This is a genomic window from Virgibacillus sp. SK37 (assembly GCF_000725285.1).
Taxonomy (GTDB): Bacteria; Bacillota; Bacilli; order Bacillales; family Amphibacillaceae; genus Virgibacillus_Q.
In genome coordinates this window covers 158,936-180,517 of sequence record NZ_CP007161.1, presented here as the reverse complement: position 1 = coordinate 180,517, position 21,582 = coordinate 158,936, and the positions used below count along the sequence as shown (strand labels likewise).

28 protein-coding genes and 1 pseudogene are annotated in these 21,582 nt (G+C 36.8%); 5 read left to right on the top strand and 24 right to left on the bottom strand.

From position 1 onward, the window contains the following. Position 1: 1 nt before the first annotated feature. The 3 genes from X953_RS01000 to X953_RS00990 form a co-directional block, all read right to left on the bottom strand. On the bottom strand, positions 2 to 1,912 hold the full coding sequence (locus tag X953_RS01000) for a nitric oxide reductase activation protein NorD (RefSeq protein ID WP_040953984.1): 1,911 nt from the start codon (positions 1,910 to 1,912) through the stop codon (positions 2 to 4). 11 nt (positions 1,913 to 1,923) lie between these two features. Beyond that, on the bottom strand, positions 1,924 to 2,799 hold the full coding sequence (locus X953_RS00995; protein WP_040953983.1) for an AAA family ATPase: 876 nt from the start codon (positions 2,797 to 2,799) through the stop codon (positions 1,924 to 1,926). 309 nt (positions 2,800 to 3,108) lie between these two features. Then, complete coding sequence (locus X953_RS00990; RefSeq protein WP_040953982.1) at positions 3,109 to 5,352, bottom strand: MMPL family transporter; 2,244 nt, start codon at positions 5,350 to 5,352, stop codon at positions 3,109 to 3,111. A gap of 90 nt (positions 5,353 to 5,442) precedes the next feature. On the opposite strand from X953_RS00990, the gene X953_RS00985 reads away from it, so the two are divergent. Then, a complete protein-coding gene (locus tag X953_RS00985) occupies positions 5,443 to 6,072 on the top strand; it encodes a TetR/AcrR family transcriptional regulator (protein WP_040953981.1) in 630 nt (209 codons plus the stop codon). Between the two features lie 260 nt (positions 6,073 to 6,332). On the opposite strand, the gene X953_RS00980 is transcribed toward X953_RS00985, so the two are convergent. From X953_RS00980 to X953_RS00955, 7 genes are all read right to left on the bottom strand, one after another. Continuing rightward, on the bottom strand, positions 6,333 to 6,779 hold the full coding sequence (locus X953_RS00980; RefSeq protein ID WP_040953980.1) for a DUF4385 domain-containing protein: 447 nt from the start codon (positions 6,777 to 6,779) through the stop codon (positions 6,333 to 6,335). A 401-nt stretch (positions 6,780 to 7,180) separates the two neighbouring features. After that, positions 7,181 to 7,261 carry a putative holin-like toxin gene (locus X953_RS20450; protein ID WP_367946666.1) on the bottom strand — a complete coding sequence of 27 codons (81 nt, stop codon included), beginning with the start codon at positions 7,259 to 7,261 and terminating at the stop codon, positions 7,181 to 7,183. Positions 7,262 to 7,349: 88 nt separating this feature from the next. Continuing rightward, entirely contained in the window at positions 7,350 to 7,727 is a 378-nt protein-coding gene (locus tag X953_RS19960; protein WP_198023301.1) for an LPD25 domain-containing protein, read from the bottom strand. Next, positions 7,676 to 8,389: an ImmA/IrrE family metallo-endopeptidase gene (locus tag X953_RS00970; protein WP_040953978.1), complete on the bottom strand. Its 714-nt coding sequence runs from the start codon at positions 8,387 to 8,389 to the stop codon at positions 7,676 to 7,678. Before X953_RS00970 ends, X953_RS19960 begins: the two co-directional genes overlap by 52 nt. After that, the gene (locus tag X953_RS00965) at positions 8,370 to 8,930 is read right to left on the bottom strand and encodes an ArdC family protein (RefSeq protein ID WP_040953977.1); all 561 of its coding nucleotides are present in this window, start codon (positions 8,928 to 8,930) and stop codon (positions 8,370 to 8,372) included. The genes X953_RS00970 and X953_RS00965 overlap by 20 nt, the downstream gene beginning before the upstream one ends. Positions 8,931 to 9,111: 181 nt before the next feature. Beyond that, positions 9,112 to 9,336 (bottom strand): hypothetical protein, encoded by a 225-nt coding sequence (locus tag X953_RS00960; RefSeq protein WP_040953976.1) that lies wholly within the window; start codon positions 9,334 to 9,336, stop codon positions 9,112 to 9,114. Between the two features lie 5 nt (positions 9,337 to 9,341). Further along, positions 9,342 to 10,274: a type IA DNA topoisomerase gene (locus tag X953_RS00955; protein ID WP_232217757.1), complete on the bottom strand. Its 933-nt coding sequence runs from the start codon at positions 10,272 to 10,274 to the stop codon at positions 9,342 to 9,344. 543 nt (positions 10,275 to 10,817) lie between these two features. Here X953_RS00955 and X953_RS00950 point away from each other — a divergent pair. The 4 genes and pseudogenes from X953_RS00950 to X953_RS00935 all read left to right on the top strand — a co-directional run. After that, positions 10,818 to 11,702 (top strand): LysR family transcriptional regulator, encoded by an 885-nt coding sequence (locus tag X953_RS00950; RefSeq protein WP_010529476.1) that lies wholly within the window; start codon positions 10,818 to 10,820, stop codon positions 11,700 to 11,702. Positions 11,703 to 11,853: 151 nt separating this feature from the next. After that, a complete protein-coding gene (locus X953_RS00945) occupies positions 11,854 to 12,240 on the top strand; it encodes a CidA/LrgA family protein (RefSeq protein ID WP_019376686.1) in 387 nt (128 codons plus the stop codon). Beyond that, entirely contained in the window at positions 12,237 to 12,920 is a 684-nt protein-coding gene (locus X953_RS00940) for an LrgB family protein (RefSeq protein WP_040953975.1), read from the top strand. Before X953_RS00945 ends, X953_RS00940 begins: the two co-directional genes overlap by 4 nt. 112 nt (positions 12,921 to 13,032) lie before the next feature. Continuing rightward, positions 13,033 to 13,865: pseudogene (locus X953_RS00935) on the top strand (thiamine pyrophosphate-binding protein); the annotation flags it as partial. Positions 13,866 to 14,265: 400 nt separating this feature from the next. Here the strand turns inward: X953_RS00935 and X953_RS00930 are convergent. From X953_RS00930 to X953_RS00860, 14 genes are all read right to left on the bottom strand, one after another. Next, a complete protein-coding gene (locus X953_RS00930) occupies positions 14,266 to 14,739 on the bottom strand; it encodes a GNAT family N-acetyltransferase (RefSeq protein ID WP_019376684.1) in 474 nt (157 codons plus the stop codon). A 141-nt stretch (positions 14,740 to 14,880) separates the two neighbouring features. Continuing rightward, the gene (locus X953_RS00925; protein WP_040953974.1) at positions 14,881 to 15,246 is read right to left on the bottom strand and encodes a VOC family protein; all 366 of its coding nucleotides are present in this window, start codon (positions 15,244 to 15,246) and stop codon (positions 14,881 to 14,883) included. Between the two features lie 33 nt (positions 15,247 to 15,279). Then, on the bottom strand, positions 15,280 to 15,864 hold the full coding sequence (locus X953_RS00920; protein ID WP_156958424.1) for a hypothetical protein: 585 nt from the start codon (positions 15,862 to 15,864) through the stop codon (positions 15,280 to 15,282). Between the two features lie 29 nt (positions 15,865 to 15,893). Beyond that, the gene (locus tag X953_RS00915; RefSeq protein WP_040953973.1) at positions 15,894 to 16,115 is read right to left on the bottom strand and encodes an AraC family transcriptional regulator; all 222 of its coding nucleotides are present in this window, start codon (positions 16,113 to 16,115) and stop codon (positions 15,894 to 15,896) included. A 574-nt stretch (positions 16,116 to 16,689) separates the two neighbouring features. Then, positions 16,690 to 16,935, bottom strand: a complete 246-nt coding sequence (locus X953_RS00905) for a hypothetical protein (protein ID WP_040953972.1) — start codon at positions 16,933 to 16,935, stop codon at positions 16,690 to 16,692. A 123-nt stretch (positions 16,936 to 17,058) separates the two neighbouring features. Continuing rightward, positions 17,059 to 17,358: a hypothetical protein gene (locus X953_RS00900; RefSeq protein WP_040953971.1), complete on the bottom strand. Its 300-nt coding sequence runs from the start codon at positions 17,356 to 17,358 to the stop codon at positions 17,059 to 17,061. Between the two features lie 158 nt (positions 17,359 to 17,516). Continuing rightward, on the bottom strand, positions 17,517 to 17,969 hold the full coding sequence (locus tag X953_RS00895) for a hypothetical protein (protein ID WP_040953970.1): 453 nt from the start codon (positions 17,967 to 17,969) through the stop codon (positions 17,517 to 17,519). Between the two features lie 130 nt (positions 17,970 to 18,099). Next, positions 18,100 to 18,462 (bottom strand): hypothetical protein, encoded by a 363-nt coding sequence (locus tag X953_RS00890; RefSeq protein WP_232217756.1) that lies wholly within the window; start codon positions 18,460 to 18,462, stop codon positions 18,100 to 18,102. A 312-nt stretch (positions 18,463 to 18,774) separates the two neighbouring features. Beyond that, positions 18,775 to 18,993 carry a hypothetical protein gene (locus X953_RS00885; RefSeq protein WP_040953968.1) on the bottom strand — a complete coding sequence of 73 codons (219 nt, stop codon included), beginning with the start codon at positions 18,991 to 18,993 and terminating at the stop codon, positions 18,775 to 18,777. Between the two features lie 128 nt (positions 18,994 to 19,121). Continuing rightward, the gene (locus X953_RS00880) at positions 19,122 to 19,307 is read right to left on the bottom strand and encodes a hypothetical protein (protein ID WP_040953967.1); all 186 of its coding nucleotides are present in this window, start codon (positions 19,305 to 19,307) and stop codon (positions 19,122 to 19,124) included. A gap of 107 nt (positions 19,308 to 19,414) precedes the next feature. After that, positions 19,415 to 19,798, bottom strand: coding sequence for a hypothetical protein (locus X953_RS00875; RefSeq protein WP_040953966.1), 384 nt, complete (start codon positions 19,796 to 19,798; stop codon positions 19,415 to 19,417). Between the two features lie 256 nt (positions 19,799 to 20,054). Further along, on the bottom strand, positions 20,055 to 20,399 hold the full coding sequence (locus tag X953_RS00870) for a DUF3139 domain-containing protein (protein WP_040953965.1): 345 nt from the start codon (positions 20,397 to 20,399) through the stop codon (positions 20,055 to 20,057). 156 nt (positions 20,400 to 20,555) lie between these two features. Further along, positions 20,556 to 21,086: a hypothetical protein gene (locus X953_RS00865; protein WP_040953964.1), complete on the bottom strand. Its 531-nt coding sequence runs from the start codon at positions 21,084 to 21,086 to the stop codon at positions 20,556 to 20,558. A 185-nt stretch (positions 21,087 to 21,271) separates the two neighbouring features. Continuing rightward, positions 21,272 to 21,556 carry a hypothetical protein gene (locus tag X953_RS00860; protein ID WP_040037083.1) on the bottom strand — a complete coding sequence of 95 codons (285 nt, stop codon included), beginning with the start codon at positions 21,554 to 21,556 and terminating at the stop codon, positions 21,272 to 21,274. Between the last annotated feature and the right edge of the window lie 26 nt (positions 21,557 to 21,582).

The following is a 21,582-nucleotide window of genomic DNA, read 5'->3' as shown; positions in this document are numbered from 1 at the left end:
ACTATATTACTTTTAGCAAGAGACTTTTCAATAATGGCGCAAAATGTTCCGGCAGCTCAGAGACGGATGGAACAATTACCCGCTCTTTTCCATAAATATTCTCCATCATGGTGTTCTCTCTTTCCTCTACTTCCCCATCTGATAAAAATAAGCCAATAACTTCCAAACCTCTTTTTCGGGCCTCCGATACTGCCAGATTGGTATCGATAATTCCATTCTGTTCATAATTGGCTGCTGCCGGTTCTCCATCAGAGAAAACGAGCAGGAATTTATTTTTTTCTGGCTGTCTTTCCAACTCTTCAGCTGCAACGCGAATACTAAAACCATCTCGATTGTCTTCTCTTGGCTCTAATTGCATGATTTTTGCGCCATTAGATTCGTAAAGGGAGTCAGAGAAGGAATGGATCCTATGAAAATAGTTCGGCTGGTAATCCTCTTCAACTTCCATCGCATCCTCCCAGAAACCGATAATCGAATGTGGGATATTAAAGGATTTTAACACTTCATGGAACAAAATAATTCCCCGTTTCGTTTCCTCCATTTTCCCCTGCATCGAAGCAGAACAATCAACAAGTAATGTAAATGCAGCATCCATTTCTTTTGACTCTTGGTTCTTTTTGTAAAACACTCTTGGCTTTTCATCAAGGATAAGAGGTAATAGCTTTTTAGAGAGCCTGCCTGCCATTAAATCTCTTCTCGGTGCATTCTTCTTATGCTCGATTGTTTTCTTTATAATATTGGAAAGCTTTCGTTCATATGGCTCCACATCCTGCAGATACTCCTTGTACAGCTCTCTATCTTCATTCGTTGGTTTATCTGCGTCGAGGTCATGTTTTACTGCAGCTTTATTTGCTTCACCATACTGATTATCTTTCGTTTTCCCCTGGTTGCTCTCTTCTTTGTCTAATGTATCAAGGTCAGAGTAATCATTGTTCTTACTTTGCCCGGAAGCTCCCTGAACCGTGGCCATTGCCTGGTCACCATCTTCCGTCTCTCGGGCTCCTCCACCCTTTATACTTGTTTTCGTCCCGACATCCAATTCAAATTGAAGAAAGGTTTGCTTTCGGTCACTATTTTCATTTTCTCTATGCCAGGTAGAAAATTCCTCATCAATATACTCATTTTTGTCTTCATCTACTTCTTCCACATCTTCATTAGCAAGCTCATCCGTTCTAGTAAGTTCATCAAACAGGGTGTTTTTTGTGTAGGCTTCCAAATGGCCTATTGGTAAAACAAAATAATCATCCACTGTGTCTTTGTATTCACTTCCCAAGCCGAAAACAATTCGTTCGGCAAGCTTGGTTATATCACCAGTAGTCCTTGCTTCAAACACGGCATATAACTCCGGTTTGAGCTTTTCCAGTCGATCCAGCTGCTTTTGATTCGCTCTTGGAAAGTTTGGGTCTGGTGTGTCCGCCTGAAGTAATAAATAAATGAGACAAAATAGTTCATCAAGAGCGAACCCGCGTGTTACATGAGATGCTAATTCGTTCTCAAATTTATGTTTATAATATTTTGTCCGTATATTAAAAACAGAAATCGTGCCAGGTCTTTCTTTTTTAATCTTTTCTTCCAGTCGGATATCCTCCATAAGTGTAGCAAGCTGTCCTGCAAACTTAGGGATAGATGACTCTCCAAGCGCCGATATATAACGCTTTATTGCAGGAAGGTCCGTATACCGGAGGGTGCCAATGGCGCGTAAATAGACATCTGATTTTAACCCCGCTGTCTGAAACTCCGCTGTGGCCGTATCCCAGGTTCTACTGACTGTCAGCTTATCATCAACTAAGTCAATATAGGATCCATAGCTATATTCAAAGGACAGATCAGGATGACCTGAAAGCACTATAGACATATCTTGTAACAGCCGAAAAAGGTTTGTATCCACACTGGAATGATGAAAACGATACATAGTCTATTCTCCTATCTAAATAGCGTCTCAGCTATATTAGCTACAAATTCCCTCTCTCTTGCTTCGTCCAATTTATCTGTAATTGCACGTTGAATTGCCCTCTTTGACGGAATAATAGCACTTAAATCACAGGCATCCAATAGAGCACGAACAGAGGCAGCATCTTCTGCTATTTTCCCTTGGGAAACCGCGAAGATAAGATCTTCGGATAACTTAACAAATAAGTCGATTAATGTTTCATCGGAAAGCTTTGTGGAGATGCGAATCAGTTCTTTCAATTGTTCCCCCTGTATATAAGAAACCTCAATGACTACAAACCGGTTCTTCAACGCTTCATTTAATGGTACTGTGCCCACATACCCTTCATTGATAGCTGCAATAACACCGAAACCCTCCTTGGCAGAAACAATTTCATTCGTAAACGGATTAGTAAGCGTTCTTCTGTAATCCAACACCCCATTAATAAGGGGGAGTGTCTCAGGCTTAGCCATATTTATTTCATCAATATATAAGAAAGTTCCATAATTCATAGCGTTAATAACAGGTCCGGGAACAAACTCAATTTGCTGCTGCCCATCTTTGTATTCCAAGGTCTTGAATCCAAGCAGACTTTCTGCATCCAAATCAACGGATGAATTCACACTAAACATGGGCTGATTAAATAAATAGGAAAGTGTCTCGGCGAATTTTGTCTTCCCTGACCCGGTTGGACCCTTTAAGAGGACATTCTTACCCATACTCAATGCGGATATGGCATCGATAAGTACATCTGCTGTTTCCGGCATATAATTTCCTTTGCGAATAAGCTCCGTGAAATGGTCGGCTTGTCTTCTATTTGAAGTTAATAATTGATTAATTTGATCTGGTAAGGAATATTCGTTAGTCATAGTCAAACTCCTTTCACAACCAGTTTACCTTGTTTGTGGTGATTTTTAAAAGGATATGGCTAGTTGTAATAACTATAAGGTATAGCTAATTTATTAATAAGTTTCTACTAAAGATGTTGAGTACAAACGCAGCGTGTTCATTCACAGTTGGAGTGGAATGCGAGATAATCTGCCGGAGAAGTGATTAATCGGCAGCCAACATATATTAGAACCAAGATTAAAAAGAAGTCAGGTTCATCCTCTTCCAGTTGATGACTCCTGAGTTCTTCTTATATAATTATCTACTTCGTTGCTCTACACTAGTAACATCTAGCTGCTTACTTCCTTATCATGCTCTTTTTTCTTCCATAGCTTCCCTGGCCAAAATGCATATCTGCCCAGAACGGTCGTTAATGCTGGTACAAGTAGTGGCCGAACGACGAACGTATCGAGAAGTACACCGATCGCTGTCACTGTACCAAAATGAACCAAAACCTGTAGCGGTAAAATGGCAAGGACGGAGAAGGTACCTGCTAGAATTAGACCGGCAGACCCAATCACACTACTTGTTTCGCTAACTCCCTCACTAATCGCCTGCTTGAGTGGCTTATGCTTACTCTTCTTCCAAATACTAGAGGCCATAAAGATGTTATAATCTTCACCTAACGCTACGAGGAAAACGAAACTATAAACAGGAATTAACCCTTGCATTGCAGTAGCTCCAAGCCCGTAATGAATAATAATCCAACCAAGTCCAAGGGCTGCTAAATACGATAACAGTACCGTTGCAAGCAAGTAAACCATTGCTACTATGGAACGAAGGTAAACGAGAAGTAACAATGCAATGATAATTAATACAGCTGGAATGATAATGGATTGATCTCGACTTGTTACTTCCTCTGTATCAGATAATGTTGCTGTCTCACCACCAAGCCAAACCGTTTCATCTGCAGCTAATCCTTCTCCTTGCATATATTCCTCAATATTATTTTTTAGCTTAGGAATATATTCAATTGCTTTATTTGAGTATGGATCAATGGATAAAGTGATTTCATATTGCTGGTAGTTTTCATTTTTGGAACCTGTAGCTGGTTCACTTACTGTTTCTACCCATTTCATCTCTTCCAGTTCCTCTTTTAAGGAAACCTCTTTACCTTGACTATCCACAATCACCTGGATAGGAGCGATTTCCCCTGGTGGATAGTGTTCTGCAATTACTTCAAAACCCTCTCTTGATGGCATATCTTCCGGAAAGGAATCAAGTAATCCGTACGTGTATTTAGCTTGTGGAACAAATGCAGCCAATCCTCCTAATACAATGACACAGCTAATGATTATGAGCCATGGCTTTTCTGTAGACCAGCGTCCTAATGCTCTGCCAAATGGGCCAGTAGCCTGTGGTCTGCGAAGCTTTTTCCCTTTTTTCTGCTCTACTTTCTGGATCATTTCCTCTGTTCTTGGAATAAACGGGATAAATGCAAATCGTCCCAGAATAGCTAATATTGCAGGTAATAGAGTTAATGCAGCAATTCCCATAATAAAAATAGACAAACTAAACGGAACAGCAAAACGGTCATAAGAGCCATAATAAGCTAGTGCTAATGTCAATAGACCAGTAACAGTTGTTAAGGCACTAATCATGATGGCCCCACCTGTGCCTGTCACTGCCTTATGTAATGCCGTGTATTTATTTGACTCAAGCCGTAACTCTTCGCGATAGCGAGAGATTAAGAACAAGCAATAATCAGTACCTGCTCCAAACAATAGAACCGTCATAATCGAAATTGCCTGTGCATCTACCTCAATCCAATTTTGCTTAGCCATGAAACCAAGCAAGGGACTTATTAATCCATATGCAACACCTACTGCCACAAGGGGCACAATGGCAAGAATCGGAGATCGATAAAGGATAATGAGTAATATAAGTACAAGCAATACTGTAGCAATTAAAAGTGTCACATCCGCACTGCTAAATAACGAAGTAGCGTCTGTCTGTATCCCCACCGGACCTGTTAAGCGGAGGTGTAATCCGTTCTCTTTTAAATCTGAGTCGAGAACGCTTTCCCCTATCACGGATTCTACCCTTTTCTGCAAATCATCAAGCGATTGTTGCAATTCCTCTGTTGAGGCGCTCTCTTTAAAGATCACTGGCGTAGTTAATGCCTTTCCATCCTCCGATGCCGCTTCCTTTAAAGCTTGAGGGGGCATGTTCGCAAACGGCGGGATTGTTTTTTGATGATCAAGAGGCTGGTCTTCCAATTTTCCGTAAAGCTCTTGAATTTGTTTATAATCTTCTTCACTTAAGCCATCATTTGTATACCATGCTAAGAGCAATGGTACACCCGCATCCTCTGAAAATTGTTCATCGGCAATTTTGGAAGCCTCCACGGACATTATATCTTCTGGAAGAAGTTGGTTTGATTTTGTTTCCTGACTATTTACTTGGGGCCATACTACAGAAACAACTCCAACTAACAATACCCACAGAATGATTGTCAGCCAACGTGTTTTCGGGCCTATACTTTTTCCCCAATTTGCAAGTAAATTTTTCAAAAACTCACCCTTTCTCGTCATGGCGCATGCGTTGTGAATCATTATTTGCTATAATTATATATACTAGTTAGTTAATTATCAATATAAAAGATTGTGAAGGAGTCATCACCGATGGATAAAAAGCCTAGCCGCCCACTTGGCCGCCCTAAATCAACCCAACAGAAGCAACCTACGAATGAGCTGATTCTCCAAGCTGCTTCCACGCTCTTTATGGAAAATAGCTTTGCAGATGTTTCCATGGATGACGTTGCTTCAGCTTCGAATGTGACGAAGGCTACTGTTTATTATTACTATAAAACAAAATCGGACCTCTACACAGATGCTATGGTTAAGCTCATGTACCGGGTTCGAAAACAGATTATTGAACTGCTCCGTCAACCAATAGAATTAAAAACAAAATTGCAACAGGTGGCTGAAGTATACTTACAGATAGCAGTACATCTGGATATGGATTTTTTTATTCAGAATGCGAAAAGTATGCTTGACCATGACCAAATAAAAGCAATTCATACTGCCGAAGATTACATGTACGAGGGAATGGAAGAAATTTTTGAGGAAGCAATAGCTAACGGAGAAATTAGACAGGTTAATCCTGCATTTACCGTACATTCCTATATATCTCTTCTTAATGCGGGCAATTATCAAAATGCAAATGGAGACACATTATTTACCAATTCTCAAGAAGCTGCTAAGGAAATTGTAGACTTCTTCTGGAGAAGCGTCATGATAGATAAATCATAACTTTTCAAAACAGCTCTTCACTAAACTACCGGAGAGCTGTTTCTTTCTATATTCAACAGAAAATACATGTTAGGATGTACTACTTCTGTGTTTCCATATAGGACTCATTATCAAAAAGTAGAAGATCTAGAATGGTCCAATCAGCAAATTTATTTAGCAAGGCGCTAGTAATACTTTATTCAGCGCGAAATAATACAGCAATCCTGCTACATGTACTAATTATAGCCGATCCTAAGCAGGTAATGATCTATGCCATGCTATTATCCATATTTTTTCTGGTGAACTTTTTTCAGCTTAAGATAGTCTTCATCTTCCCGAACATTTTTCCATTTCACTTCAAAGATAGCAGCTGATTTTGCCTTTTCTGAATCCATATGTCTATCATTCACTTTACCGTGCTCGTCATATTTTTTTCCACCTTTATAATTTGCGTAGCGACGAGACCTGGTATAACCCATTTGAAGAAATTTTCTAGCCATATCCATGCCAATAAAGTCATCGTTTTCTTTATACTCCAGATATTTTTGATAGATTTTATCAGCAGATTCCTTTGCTATCTCAGGAGTTTTAAACCGCCAGTATGGAAGGATTTCGCTTTTATAAGGCTCTACCATTAAGACTCCTTGTTCACCTCTGCCTACTCTATACAACTCAGGTTGCTCACGGAAATTGATGTTTTCAAAATCCAGATCATAGTCAAAAGCCATTTTAGTTCCCCCTTATCTATTGTTTTTCGTCCACTTATGCCCGGAATATTTCCAGCCAATTTGATACCTACTATGTTACCTTTTTATACCACTTGCAAACGTTTATTGGATAATGTATTAAAGGGGAAAATCTGTACTATTCTATCATCAGCTTAAAAATTAACAGTTTAAAAGTTGGCATATTACTTTATATTTTATAACCATGCAATGATGATCCATACATGTTTATTTATTGTTGAAATTGAGGTATGCTGTATATAGAAACACATACAATAATAAAAGACCGCCCATGCTGGTACATGGAACGGTCAAGGTTTGTAAAAGCCCTCAAGGGCGCGCGGCTCACATGTTTGAATCGGAAAAGTAACCAACCAAAATGCGGCTAGGCATTCATCGGGTGGTTACTTTTTTTGTTCTGACAGTATAGCTACAACTAAAGTTGCGAACGCGATCATCAGAAACAATGCTTCGAATACTGTCATCGTATCACCCCCTTTCAAAAAAGGGGTGAACTACCACCCATGAAAGCCCTATTACACTAATAGCAAGTATATCAAACTATAAAGACTTTCACATCATTTCTAGGTCTACTGTTTGTAGTTTTTTCTTCTCATTTTTACCTTTCAACCAACCATCAATATCAAGTCTTTCATTTTCAAGCAAATGACCATAAACTGCATCATCAAGCATCATTTGCTGTTCGTTAGTAAGATTACCTTCCCTTCGTATCTGATGATGAGGATTCAGGAATTCCCCATCTCCGATACCGAAACGATCCATACTAACAACTTCCATCCTTGAATTATCACTTCCAGGATACACAATATGATAACGAGTTTTATAGTATCTTTTATCTTCCTGATACCTTTCTTCAAGCTTCTCTATTATTTCGTTACCTAGTGCAAAATCATCATTGAAGCAGTTTCTAATTCTGATGCCTCCGACCATTCAATGAATATTTGTGGCTGCTCAATATCCAAATCGTATCCCTTTAACCAAGCCTTGCACTTTACGACATGATCAAATTCTTCCGTCCAAGCGTCATTTGTGGAATTATCCACTCCTACAACGACATCACCATCCACACAAAAATACAATCCTTTTATGTACTCTTCTTCCTTATAATCAATTACATATTCCATCGCCGCTTCATCAACTTCTGTCAGTTCTGAGAGATCATTCCTGTCGTGAACAGCCTGTATGAACACATCTTTTCCATTTTCCATACCTTTCTCCTGTTCTTTCATCAATTCAGGCTCCATGGTTTCTATAAACTCTACAGCTGCTCCCCTTACTTCTTCAAGTAACTGCGCTTTATCCTTTAATTCCTTTCCCTGTGTCCAGTTTGCAAGATAGCCCAAAGAATAATCACTTGTATCAATATCAAAGTACGAGGCTACTGCATAAGCTGTCATTTCCGCTTGGAATTCTTTTTCTTCTGAAGTTAGATTGAAATGCTTATCGGGTGTACCATGCAACTTGGCATGGGCCAATTCATGGATTAATGTTTTCACGTTTTGCAATTCGCCATTGCGTGGATTTAAACCAATATGATTTTTCCTGCCATCTATTCCTTGGTAAAATGCACCTTTAGCAGCACCTAGTTCCATCCAGTTTATCTCCCACTTTTTGCAGGGCCTCTAACATATCTTGATAGTTTGCAACGTCACCCTCCAGCCATCTATTTGGAAAAACATCTGGAAGATCACTAGCTTTTACATTAGTTTGTGAAACATCGAAAACACTGCCCTTTCCAAAATACAACCCACTTCCCTTTTTCTTTAATTCCCCTTTGTTGATTAATTCTTTTTCCTGCTCTGTCGCCTTTTTTATGCTTTTCCATTTGCCGTTTTCATCTTTAAATTTCGGCTGCGTCTTATTTGGCACTAAAATTTGAATGGCTTTTTCTCCTTTTTGCACTTGAAAGCCTTTTTCCTGCCAAAACTTATAACTTCCTACTGCTTGTGCTCCCTTAAATTGACTCTGAATTAAGGCTGTATTTCGTAATGAATATTGATAAAACTGCATCATGAAAGCTAGGTGATCAGCCATTTGTTCAGGTGTTTCAAAATAAGATTCAATGGACTGATTCATCGTTTCTGTTAATTGTTTCACTTCTTCCTGTTTTTGTTCGAATGTTTTTCTTTTCATGAAATATCATCCTCCCGAAAAATAAAAGGGACTCCCACCTGGAAGTCCCTTAGATATATCAGCTATTTATTTGCTCAGCCTATTAATGTTTCATTATGCAAAATAAAAAGACCGCTATCTCAGCGATCAACATCATTTTTTACATACAGTTTTCACTAAACAGCTTCCCCTTAGTGGTATCTCAAACTGGTTCACCCTCCAAGATGACTGCTTTCTCCTTCACATCCAATGGAATCAACGCTTCTTCATCTGCTTGATTTATCATTTCTATAGCATCCTTTGTGACTGCATCTACTTCAACTTCTATTTCCCCAGCATCAACAATGAAGACAACACTAGCTTCTTTAATTTCCTTTACATATCCTAAATCAACTATCTTATATGCCCCATTTACATACATATCCATCGCGATCATCCTTTCGGTAATTCAAATGTTATTTTTTGTTCGGTTTGGTCATAGCGTAAAGACGCATCAAAATTTTTTCCTTTTTTACTTGTAAATCCTTTAATTAAATTGGTTTTTTCGCCACCCAATAACTTTTTAATGTTTATCTGACTTATGGATTTGCCAAGGAATTTCTTTGGTAACGTAAATGTACACCCTTCACGATAACGACTGCATCCATAAAATTTTCCTTTATCTTGAATCTTTCCGTCTTCATGATTACAACGGGGACATTTGCCTATAAAAAATTTTTCATTCACCTGTTGCAAGAACTGTTCCATGCTTCCAATTTTCTTAGGGGCTTCTTGCATTAAAAACTCAATCATTTGTTTGATTTTATTGAAAAACATTTCTTGAGATCCTTCATTCTTTCCGATTTTCTTTAGATACGTTTCCCATTTTGCTGTCATCTCCGGACTAGCAAGTAACGTTCCTTCTACGGCCTGACAAAGTATCTTTCCTTTATCTAATACAGTTACTTGATTCTTTCTAATTCCAATATACAATTGGTGTTTTAATGTTTCTATGATGCTTGCTCTTGTTGCCTCTGTCCCAATCCCTTCACTTTCTTTTAAAGTGTGTTGCAATGCTTCGTCATCTACCTCTTTTCCAGCGTATTTCATCACATTAATCAGTTGCCCCTCGGTATAATACTTAGGGGCTTTTGTCTGTCCTTTCGCTATTTCTACATTAACTTGGCAAGCTTGATCTTTTTCCATTGCTGGTAAGACAATTTCCTTTTTCTTAGCTTGTTGTTGATTTTTGAATAATGATTTCCAGCCTAATTGTTTCTCAACCTTTCCAGTCGCTTCAAAGTTAATCCCTTTCACATCAATCGCTACCTTTATTTCTTCATATTCATAGTCTGGAGCGAACATTGCTAAAGTATTTGCAACCACTTCTTAATAAATATTCTTTTCTTTTTCGTTTAAGGCACTAAAATTTGGCGTTTGTTTTGTTGGAACGAGGGCATAGTGATCGGATTATCAATACCTATATATTAAAAAGTATGAATTAGTCAATGTTATTTCATTGTATCCATGTATTCAATGAATAAATGTAGACCCCCCCGTTTCTGCTTATTTAGGGCGATTGTAATTTCATCATATTACAATCGACTGTTTATGGAATTATGAGTATTACTTGGCAAACAAGTTACGTCCACAAATATTTCATCAGTTGAAGCCAAAGTTGCCTAATAGATCATTTTGTTACGCTTATTCATCAAGGACTTCCCCAATAACATCGGTTGAATACTCTAATTGTAACCCAAGGCTTCACTAATCGCTAAATCACTATCGTATCACCAGAGTGTAAAATTGGAAGTCTCCTAGCGCCACTAATTTAGATGACCTAAATTATAGGGATTTACCATGCCATTCATAACCTGTTTACTTTATGATAATATCTTCATTAAGCATCTGAAACACAGGAGGAATAATATGGATATACAACACATGGTCTATTTTGTTGAAGTTGTAAAACAAGGAAGTATGACTAAAGCATCGGAAAAACTATTTATCGCCCAACCTACTATCAGTAAAACGATTAAAAACTTAGAGGATGAATTACAATTAATTTTATTTGATCGAAGCAAAAAAAGTTTAAAACTAACAGATGCAGGTAAAATCTTTTTTGAACAATGTAATGAAATTGTAAATTTATACAAAGACTTACCAGTTGTGATGGATAATTTACTTGGGGTTAAAACTGGACATCTCAAAATTGGTCTTTCTCCAATTATGAATGTTAAGAAACTCATAAAAATTTTAGCCGATTTTCATAATTGCTATCCCAATATCACTTATGAACTTATCGAAAATGGTGGAAAAACAATAGAGCAAAGTATTCAAATTGATGAACTCGATGTTGGAATTACTGCTTTACCTGTTGATGATCGTCTTTTTCAATCCTTTCCATTTTACGAAGAAGAATTAAAACTTGTTGTAAATAAAAATCACCCTTTAGCAGATAAAGAAAAAGTGTCTTTAATACAACTAGAAAATGAAGGCTTTATATTATTTAACGAAAATTTTTATCTGAACGACATAATAACTGACTCTTGTAAACGCGCGGGCTTTATACCTCATATTGTTTCGAAAATTTCTCAGTGGAATTCTATTGAACAAATGATTATTGCACAAATTGGTATTGGTATCCTTCCTAAAAGTATTATTGAAATGCTAAGTGACGATGTTCGAAGCGTTAGTATCGAGTCGCCATCTATTGTATGGCAACTTGGTGTGATATGGAAAAACAATAAATACATGAATTTTGTCACTAAAGAATGGCTTCACTTTATGCAAAAACAGCTGGATTCAAAATAGAAGATATCGCTTACATAGATAAACGTAATATCTATTATGACAAACCACTATTTTTGTAATAACATGTTCCGTCTTATAATGAGTATGTAAACAAAACGAGGGAGGAAGAATTAAGTTTTTAGAACCAAAAGACAATAAGGAATGAAGCCGAATGTTATTAAAGTTTTTTAGAATTCTGTCACAGATTTCCATAATATTTTTAATCACCGCGTTAGGTAATAAGATACAAAGTGTGTTACACATACCAATTGTCGGAAGTATTGTAGGGTTAGCGACTTTCTTTTTATTACTTCAATTCAAAGTGATACCTGAAAGATGGGTTCAAGAAGGGGCTAATATATTATTAGGTACAATGGTTCTCTTTTTTATTCCCTCTATAGTTGGAGGTATGAACATCATTGAACAAATCAACCTTAATTACTTGATATTTATCGCTTTAATCATATTAGGTACATGTATTGTTGCGTTAGCATCTGGTTATTTGGCCGAAAAAATGGTGCAAAAATGGACACCTAACGAAAAGCATGATTCACCATGATTTTAACGGGCTTTATGATGGTTATTTTAACAATATGTATGTATGTCATTGCACGCTATATCCAGAACAAATTCAACTATTCCATACTGAACCCGGCACTGATTGCATCACTGGCAATCATCTTCATTTTAATTATATGCGGCCTTGATTATAAAGATTATATGATTGGCGGCCAATGGATTTCCAAATTTTTAGACTGTACCGTTGTATGTCTAGCTTACCCATTATATAAATATAGACATATGATAATGCGTAATCTTAAAGTCATAATGACCAGTGTGATATCTGGTATTTTACTTAATTTTATCATTATCTATTTCGTTATGAATTTATTTGGATTTTCAAAACAAATGATTGTTACATTGCTGCCGCGTTCCATTACGACAGCAGTTGGAATTCAAGTATCCCACCAAATGGGAGGATTAGAAACACTTAGCATTATCTTTATCATAGCAACCGGGTTAATAGGGAGCATATTAGGCTCTTCTTTAATAAAGATAGGTAACTTCCAAAGCTCAATTGCCAAAGGATTAACTTATGGTAATGCATCCCACGCCTTTGGTACCGCAAAAGCACTTGAACTGGATTTAGAGTCTGGTGCTTTTAGTTCAATTGGTATGATACTCACTGCCGTTTTAAGCTCAATATTTTTGCCTTTTATCATCACATTATTCTATTAATTCCTTGTTGAAGTAATTTTAAATAACGGTAGTGCACGTTAATCCCTTGATGCATAATTGAATACGCAAATTGGCACACTAAATCAAGAAAAATAAAGGAGTAAATGTATGTATGCCTAAAAAAATCAAAGCAAATCACGCATTAATCTCAGCCTTGAAAGCATGGAATATTGATCATGTATACGGAATTCCAGGAGATTCCATTGATGCGGTCGTTGATGGATTAAAAGTTGTAGAAGATGAAATTGATTTTTATCATGTTAGACATGAAGAAGTAGCAAGTCTGGCCGCCTCCAGTTTCACAAAACTGACTGGTAAAATCGGTGTGGCATTAAGTATCGGGGCCCTGGGGCTATCCACTTAATAAATGGAAAGTATGATGCAAAACTGGACAACATCCCTCAATTAATATTAGCTGGTCAATCTGACAGTGATGTTCTCGGTCCAAAAGCATTTCAAGAAACAAATCTTACGGAATGGTTCAAAGATGTTGCTGTCTATAATAAACAGATTAAGGAACCGGAAACTATCTTTGAAACAGTAAATGAAGAAATTCGTACTGCATATGCCAAAAAGGGTGTAGCTGTGCTTGTATTACCAAATGATTTATTAACTCAAAAAATTGACGACCATACAGATAAAAAAATAGATAAGGAGCCACCTGCACCAAAGAAACCATCAGTTGAGTCTATTCAAGATGCAGCAAAACTGATTGAAAATAGTAAAAAACCTGTTATGTTAATTGGTTTAGGTACCAAACATGCAAAAAAAGAATTACGCATATTTATTGAAAAAGCAAATATCCCATCGATTATTACCTTGCCTTCGAAGGGAATTTTACCGGATGATCATCCTTATAATCTAGGAAACCTTGGTAAGATAGGCACAAAACCTTCCTATCAAGCCATGCAAGATGCTGACTTGCTCATTCTTGCAGGAACCAATTAACAAATTGCAATTGTAATTTGCAGCTTTCTAGTTGCAGTTGAATCTGTTAACTGATGATTCGTTTTCTTCATTTCATTTACCTTCTTTATAATTTTCCCTATATACTTTACTGCTACAAAAAATAAGGGGAGATGATACCTTTCGCTAAATAAAACAATAATCTATTTCAATTTATCATTTTTTCTTATGTTTTAACATGAGACCCTAGTTCAATTTTCATATAAGTCTTGAGGCTTAACTTTCACGTTAAAAAAATCGTTCCTCCGTATTAGCCAATCTCTCTCTTAAATGGAACAAAGGGTGTAATTCAATTTTCTTGAATTACACCCTATAACAGAATAAACCATGTTTTTAAACCAAGTCTCACAGTAACTTACTGACACACTGTAAATAATCTTTATTCAAGTGTAAGAACAAATTCTTCGACATCTTCACCACGAGCGTTAGAAAACCCACTGTCTTCACCAGAGATTGTAAAACCACATTTCTCCAGTACCTTGAGTGACCCTATATTGTCCTTTGTAACACGAGCATAAAGTGGACGAATGGTAACTTGTTTTAAAAATCCCCTTAAAGCATTGGTAGCAATTCCTTTGCCCCAGTATTCTTTTCCTATCCAGTAGCTAACCCCCGGTACGCCGAACTGCTCAAAACATAGAATATTTCCAGCAACATTATTTTGAACAATAATGGTTTGCTTGATGATGTCTTTATCCTTCAGAATTTTATTCCAGTGAGTTAAGAAGTTGTTCCAATCCCCCGGGTCCTTACTTGTAAATGCTGCCATATGATTGGCATCCCAATCCTGTTGGTGTTTGAAGAAAATCGGAAGATCATCTTCAATTACGTTTCGAAGCATTATATTACCCATCAAAATCACCCCTTTGTAGATTACTAGTGTTATGTACAGTCGAATGTGAAAAATGATGATTTGTAACACCCGAACAGAAAAAGAGGAATCCTTACTAGATTCCAAAAGAAAGTATCTTACTGCCATCCCACACACTGTCTTTTAAATTTGACTTAGTGCGCAGACTGCTCCTTCTGGATACTCAATGACGGCAAAGCTGCCGCACCCCGAGCCTTCCGGTTTTCTCAGCACCTTGCCACCAAGCTCTCGGCACATCTTTAAACTATGGTCCGGATCTTTCACTTGAAAATAAGTCAGCCATACGGGAGGCAACCCGGCATTGCTTCCGGATTGATGACAAATGCCGGCAACAGGAGTCCCCTCTTTGGTTGTCATCATGTAATCACTGTAATTTCCCATATTGACTTCACTGTTCTCCCAACCGATCACCTTTTTATAAAAGTCGCGCACCTGCTCTGCATTCTCGACAGTTAAATCAGCGGATATAATCTTCCCTTCCTTTTCCATGTAACTTATTCTCCTTCCTTAATAGATTTCGGTTTAATTGTAACGAATTTCATTCACGCTCATTTCTCCTGAATTGTGCTGTTGAATGTATTTTTTTATCAATAATGATAGAGAGACCAATACCGGCGGGTCTGTATTTCGTCCCGGCCGCAATGCCAGGTCAATTCCTTCCCTGATATGAACGCCTTGGTCGAAGTTGAAGGGCTCTTCCCACCTTGCGTATAAAGAATTGTGAAAAATTTCCCTGTTCGTCGTATGCTTGGACTTTGCCATTGATACTGCAATCAAATAATATGTTCCGGGACAAATATTGGCCAAACGATAAAAACCATCTTTTTTTAACAATTGAAGATAGGAGGGCAACCCCACTGGTACAGGCTTTTTAAATAACCCGACTATCACGACCCCTTTACCAAGCTGCTCCACCCCATCTACCCATCCGCAAACGACGGAACCAATGCTGCCGAATGGAATACGTGTTTTTGCACAGGGGACTTTCATGGAATAATGGTATTCCTGCAATTGCCTTGGCTGGGCACGATATTGAGCCGGGGTAATGCCGACTTTCTGCATAAAGGAAGAAGTGAAGGAGCCCAGGCTCTCGTAAACGACTTCCAAACAAATATCCCGGATCATCAAATTGGTGTTTAACAATAGCGTCTTGGCGTTTGAATTCGGACTGCGAAAATATAGTAAAATGGGGATATACCTGTTACTTTATTAAAAATTATGGTTAAATGGTACGGACTGTAGGAAGCGATGGCGGCCAGATCGGACAAGGCTATCGGACTATCTAAATGGTGATGAATATAATCCAGCACCTTCTCCACGGCTGCCTCCCACTCCGTACTCGCCTGATCTTTCGACATGCTCTCCCTCCTCGTCCGTACATAAAAAACTTGAACAGCCATGCTTTTACTTGCTTTTTGCATTACTAGGATTACGTTGCCTTTTGAAACTATAAAACACAGCTAATAGCCCAAAAAGAATGCCGCCCATTAAAAACAAATATCATGGTCAATAATGGGATGTCACATATGGCACCAACAGGTTCTTCGTTTAAATCTACCGCAATATAGGCTATATCTCCATGTCTTCCACAATCATCTGAATATTTTGATATACCTGTTTGACTTAAAATCTTCCGTGATGGTCTTGACTCTCCTTCTGGAACAAAAAGGGCTTGATAAAGCATTTCCCATAGAAAGTCATCATCTCCGTCCGTTCCCGATCTAGATCTTGTAATGTGTCAATTTAACATCTCTATCCATTAAACTAAATGCCTATTCTTATCCTTAGTTTAGGGCATCAAGTAAACATTTTGTTCGAATAATCATTCTCTTACAAACGCACTTTCTTTTATTCAATTAACAGGCCCAATTCATTAAGAAGTGTGGATCTCTTGCTCCAGAAATGCGCCCGTTTATGGAATTGTGGTGCAAATTACAAGCCTCTTTTATAAACTTTATAGCCAACTACTACACCCATTATTATCAGTAAAATGGCGAATAAATTTATTACAATAAAATTCATTACATAGTCACTTGGAGAATAGCCTCCTCCCGCTGCTGCCTGATAAGCAGCAAGTCCTAACATTGGCATTACCTTATTTAAAATGCTTGTTGTAAATAATATACAAATTCCAATAACAGCTATTAAATTACTAAAGAAAAAAAGTATCTTATTCATCTGAAATTCACCTTCCCGCACTTCTAAACTTCAACATAATGGTCCGATAAAGCAACAATGGACAAATCTTTCATTCCGTTTTCGCGCCTGTTAGTTGAAGAATCCCTTTTATTTTTTCTTTATCTATTTTTTTAATGATACAAATCGAACTATTATTAGTCCAATAAAAATAATAATACCAGTAAAAATAATAGCGAAATTCATCCCAAATGGATTAAACCAAATTTCGTTTGGAGGGGTTATAAACCTTTTTCCCAACGCTACTGATATGAAAATGGTCAAGATATTTATTAAAAAGATAATATATAGCTTACTTTTTGTAGATACTATACCTGCCAAAACAACAAATAAAAATGTTCCCGTAAACGCCAAAATGGAGCCGCTTGCAAATGATGTTTCAATATAATTAAACAAAAATGGCATTGGAATTAATAAAACCACCAGCCTAATGAACTTGATAAAATCACCTCTTTATAAAATAATACCTTGACACTTCTATTAATTTCTATAATCAGTATGTAACAATCATGGCCCTTTTCTTCAATAATGGGCGCTAATCCTTGTGAGGGAATTGCGCCCGATTATTTAACTTCTAAAGCAAAAGCATATGAAGCATCACCGTGAGATAAATTTTCATCTTCTTCATCTACCCACCAGACACTATATGCATAAAAATAGATGCCTTTTTCATCAGGAGCTATAAACTGATTATGATTTACCTCAACTTCCACCTCATCACCATTCCTTATCTGTGAGAGATGAATTTCATTAGGTTTTGGTGTGTAATCCATATTCAATGTAATTTGCTCACCAGCTTGCACTTGTATAGGCTCTTTATTTTCCAATAACTCTGCTGGTCCAACGGTATCAACACACTCACCGTTCCAACAATATGTACCCAGCTTGGTATCATATTGTTTATTATCAGTCTTTAAAGAGACATTAGGTGGTTTGCTTCCTGATAATGCATCATTACAACCGCTAAATATAAAAACTGACAATAAGACAGCAACGACAACAGTAACTTTTCTCATTTTACGCCTCCCTTACAATTCAACAGAATAGCCCAATTCAGGCACAGTGCTTCTTCCACAACTGCGCCCTACAATGGCAAATTGGGCGCTACCCTTTATTCCAGATGTGCGCCCGATTGTTTTAAACGATTCAACTAGCCTTCTTAAACTCCTTAGCAATTCGTATCAGCTGCAAACCATCAGAAGGAAAACCACTATATCCTCCCGTCCAACGAGGATACGTTAAAGGAGTCATTGTTAAGATGAACTGAATAAAGCTAAGTGTTGCAGTCCAGCCAACAAATTGCCTTACTTCACTTTGTGAAATTAACAATGATAATACTCCAAGCAAAAGTGCCACTAACAATGACATTACAGGTCCACCAGCAAGTGCCATTGCGCTTTGTCGTCTATCTAAGCCTTCTTCCCAATGGGCAAAACCCATAAAGCCCCATTGAATGTGAAAATGAAGTCTTCCAAGTCTAAAGTTTTCTTTATTTCTCTCATCCTTCATCCCCAAATAGATATGTACATTGGATTTTGAAGTAGAGATAACCCCAAGACCATGGCCTATCTCATGAAGCAGGATACAAATGGGGCCAGCTACAATAAAAAAGATTAAAGAAAATAACAGAACCTTCTCCTCCTTCGCTTATTTTAATCCTTATAAGATTTCGACATTATACGGTCTATTCCTGCATACAGTTGTTCGATTAAATGGCTCTATTACTTAGGTTTGGGAACCATTCCTTGTTCCAGATAAGCGCCCGTTAATTTAAGTACATTTATTCACAATACCTAAATACTAACCAGTTTTCTAGCACTATTATTTATTTCTTAACTCGTTTAAATCTGAAATACGTTTATAGATATTTGATACCTTATCTACAACCTCTAATTTCACTTTATCTCCGCCATTTCCCGTCATAGCAGTATCGACAAATCCATAGATTAATCTTAACAATGATTTAGCGTCATCTTCTGTAAGATGATTAACAGCATTTATCGTATTCTCAAACTCATTAGTATCCGTAGCTTCTTTCAAAATAATCCCGCCTTATAAATAATAAAAATCCAATATCCTTGTTAAACAAAATGGCCCTTATATGCGATATGGGACGCTATTCCTTGTTAGGGAAAAGCGCCCGTTAGTTGAACTAACAAATGTTTTATTCATTCTTCTTTATTTTTATTTGAATCAATTAACATTCCAATTGATACTCCTATGCTCAAACCTGCACCAACCCCAATTGCAAGGTCATCAAGTACTGTTAAACCAAGAACTACTCCTAAAGATATTCCTGTTCCAGTTCCAATCGCTAAATAAGTGTCCTTTTCTATTTTTTCATCGTTGCTCATTATTTAAACTCACCTCGAGTCTTTTAATTAGCTTTTAATTTTAAATTATCTGGCCCTTTTAAATACAGGGCGCAAATCCTTATTCAAGAAGTGCTCCCCTCTTAATCTCATTGTTCAAATGATTGAATTAGGCTTTCCAGCTCACAAATTTCGCCTTTAATAAAATTTCTCAATTTTCTTGTAAAATCATCTATTTGACTTAGGGCAGTTACCTCAACACCTACATATCCTCGATTCCCATACAAAAAGAATCGCATAGATAGAAAATGACTCACTTTTTCTACATCTTCCCCAGTAATCCACAGAAATTCCTTTTGTTTAAAGCTGGCAAAATCCATTACACCTTGATTTAACTTTTCTAGTTCTTCATTATCAGTAAATATATTGAGGTTCATGCTGCAACAACCTGTACAGAAATCTAAACTCAGTTCAAAGAAACTGTCGTTATCATCAAGCCATACCTTTTGTATTTTCACACTTGGTTGAGGCATCTTTTATTTACTCCCCTTGTTGATCATTATTTAGGTTGTGCAACAATATGGCACTTATATAAGGTATAGCGAAGTTCTTTATTATGGAAACACGTTCGATTTTTGCACACCGGTCGCAATTACTGTAGCCAAAAACAATGAAAAATCCGTTAACACGTTCCCTTAATCATTATGCACAAGCAAAAGTACAGATCCTAATGAAACTTATAAATTGCAAAATAAGTATAGTCTCCGATAATGAAAGGAATTATCTAGTTTATTCCTCTGCATGAAAATTATTATCTTTAGGGGAACTTATTCCTCCTTGAACCACTTGATCTGTTTCTTGTTCTATAAAATATGAGTATGTTACATTTGGTTCATCTTTGAATACAACATCTGCGGTATATGCTGATATAGCAGGATTACCAACGTCTTTGGCGTTGTAATTACCTATAATAGATTTTATATCACTCTTTTTATAGTTTTTCTGATTTAGCAAGTAATTTTCTACTTTATCTTCTGTCAAATGTATTTGGTCCTGATCTGGTGTTAAAGTTAAGTAGATTATTCCTAGGATAATTAAAATTATTGTGAGTATAATAAATATTAATTTCTTCATATTTATCCCTTCTAAATTTAAATTCTTTATCGCTCATTATCTTCGATTTGGTCTATAAACTATCTAGGAGTGTATTTACTTCTCAAATTCTTTTGAGATACTGACACTAATACTTATTAAGGAAAGCACCCGTTAATTGAAGAGTGCTATACTCTTTTATTTCTTTACTAATACATATTGCTTATCATCTAAAAAGAATGTTTCGCATAGGTGATTTAAGTCTTTTAATCTTATATGGTTTCCAAATTGTAACGTACTAAGGTTAATTACTATATCTTTACTGTCATCTTTTTCTTTTTCCTCATGCCCATCCCAACAAGAGTATATTTCAATGAAATCCCCTTCTAATAAATGTTCATCAATATAATTAAAAAGTGATTTGATTGATTTACATTGACCTGATGTATTGTTTTCATGTAAGTATCCTTGTACTTCATATACAAAAGGCGTTGTGAATTTATTTCTTACTGGTTCATATCCAGAAATCAAGTCAGAAACATCAATTCCATTTGCATCTTCTTCTGTTTCATAAACCTTTACGAGCTTAGAACCGTTATTCTTCTTCAAATGTTTATCTAAACTAATTCCTTTTAGTTTCAATTCCGAAAGAGGTTTATATGTTGGGTTCTTACCAAAACTACCAATAGGTAGTTCTATATTACTCCCAATGAAATGATGTAAAGTCATCTAAATATCCCCCTTCTATAACCTTATTTTTTCATAAAATAGATAAATCCTTTGTTTAACATTACTGCTCCGTTAGCTTAAGTACATTTCTTCACGATGTATTAAACAATATGGCCCTTATATGCGATATTGGCGCTATTCCTTATTAGGGAATAGCGCCCGTTTGCGGTAATTAAATATTCATTTTATAAAAAACTAATTATCATAGCACTAAATGAAAAAGCGAACACCAATAGAACCAAAAGCACCATTATTGGAGCCACCATCTTCAAAAATCCCTTTTCTTTATTTCTAAAACCCAGAAAACTGAAAATCAAACCAAGTAAACCCGTGATAATAGAGGTAAAAAATAGTACCTGTATAAGAACAACCATCATACCTTCGGGTTGTTTTGGAGCAATTGCATAAGAAGCAAGAATGGTTAACGCACAAATAACGCCCAGAATCGCAGACCATTTCCCGTAATTCAAATTAAATACCCCCTTTAAACCACTAA

Bases quoted from the DNA above. Each gene is read 5' to 3' on its own strand.
- X953_RS00965 (WP_040953977.1), bottom strand. From the start codon at position 8,930: ATGAAAAGAAAAACATTCGAACAAAAACAGGAAGAAGTGAAACAATTA.
- X953_RS00880 (WP_040953967.1), bottom strand. From the start codon at position 19,307: ATGAGCAACGATGAAAAAATAGAAAAGGACACTTATTTAGCGATTGGA.
- X953_RS00925 (WP_040953974.1), bottom strand. From the start codon at position 15,246: ATGGAAAAGGAAGGGAAGATTATATCCGCTGATTTAACTGTCGAGAAT.
- X953_RS00960 (WP_040953976.1), bottom strand. From the start codon at position 9,336: ATGGATATGTATGTAAATGGGGCATATAAGATAGTTGATTTAGGATAT.
- X953_RS00950 (WP_010529476.1), top strand. From the start codon at position 10,818: ATGGATATACAACACATGGTCTATTTTGTTGAAGTTGTAAAACAAGGA.
- X953_RS00905 (WP_040953972.1), bottom strand. From the start codon at position 16,935: ATGAATAAGATACTTTTTTTCTTTAGTAATTTAATAGCTGTTATTGGA.
- X953_RS00940 (WP_040953975.1), top strand. From the start codon at position 12,237: ATGATTTTAACGGGCTTTATGATGGTTATTTTAACAATATGTATGTAT.
- X953_RS00890 (WP_232217756.1), bottom strand. From the start codon at position 18,462: ATGAAGGATGAGAGAAATAAAGAAAACTTTAGACTTGGAAGACTTCAT.
- X953_RS01000 (WP_040953984.1), bottom strand. From the start codon at position 1,912: ATGTATCGTTTTCATCATTCCAGTGTGGATACAAACCTTTTTCGGCTG.
- X953_RS00930 (WP_019376684.1), bottom strand. From the start codon at position 14,739: ATGGGTAATATAATGCTTCGAAACGTAATTGAAGATGATCTTCCGATT.
- X953_RS00895 (WP_040953970.1), bottom strand. From the start codon at position 17,969: ATGAGAAAAGTTACTGTTGTCGTTGCTGTCTTATTGTCAGTTTTTATA.
- X953_RS19960 (WP_198023301.1), bottom strand. From the start codon at position 7,727: ATGGTCGGAGGCATCAGAATTAGAAACTGCTTCAATGATGATTTTGCA.
- X953_RS00870 (WP_040953965.1), bottom strand. From the start codon at position 20,399: ATGAAGAAATTAATATTTATTATACTCACAATAATTTTAATTATCCTA.
- X953_RS00900 (WP_040953971.1), bottom strand. From the start codon at position 17,358: ATGCCATTTTTGTTTAATTATATTGAAACATCATTTGCAAGCGGCTCC.
- X953_RS00995 (WP_040953983.1), bottom strand. From the start codon at position 2,799: ATGACTAACGAATATTCCTTACCAGATCAAATTAATCAATTATTAACT.
- X953_RS00945 (WP_019376686.1), top strand. From the start codon at position 11,854: ATGTTATTAAAGTTTTTTAGAATTCTGTCACAGATTTCCATAATATTT.
- X953_RS00865 (WP_040953964.1), bottom strand. From the start codon at position 21,086: ATGACTTTACATCATTTCATTGGGAGTAATATAGAACTACCTATTGGT.
- X953_RS00915 (WP_040953973.1), bottom strand. From the start codon at position 16,115: ATGTCGAAAGATCAGGCGAGTACGGAGTGGGAGGCAGCCGTGGAGAAG.
- X953_RS00875 (WP_040953966.1), bottom strand. From the start codon at position 19,798: ATGCCTCAACCAAGTGTGAAAATACAAAAGGTATGGCTTGATGATAAC.
- X953_RS00990 (WP_040953982.1), bottom strand. From the start codon at position 5,352: ATGACGAGAAAGGGTGAGTTTTTGAAAAATTTACTTGCAAATTGGGGA.
- X953_RS00985 (WP_040953981.1), top strand. From the start codon at position 5,443: ATGGATAAAAAGCCTAGCCGCCCACTTGGCCGCCCTAAATCAACCCAA.
- X953_RS00980 (WP_040953980.1), bottom strand. From the start codon at position 6,779: ATGGCTTTTGACTATGATCTGGATTTTGAAAACATCAATTTCCGTGAG.
- X953_RS00970 (WP_040953978.1), bottom strand. From the start codon at position 8,389: ATGGAACTAGGTGCTGCTAAAGGTGCATTTTACCAAGGAATAGATGGC.
- X953_RS20450 (WP_367946666.1), bottom strand. From the start codon at position 7,261: ATGACAGTATTCGAAGCATTGTTTCTGATGATCGCGTTCGCAACTTTA.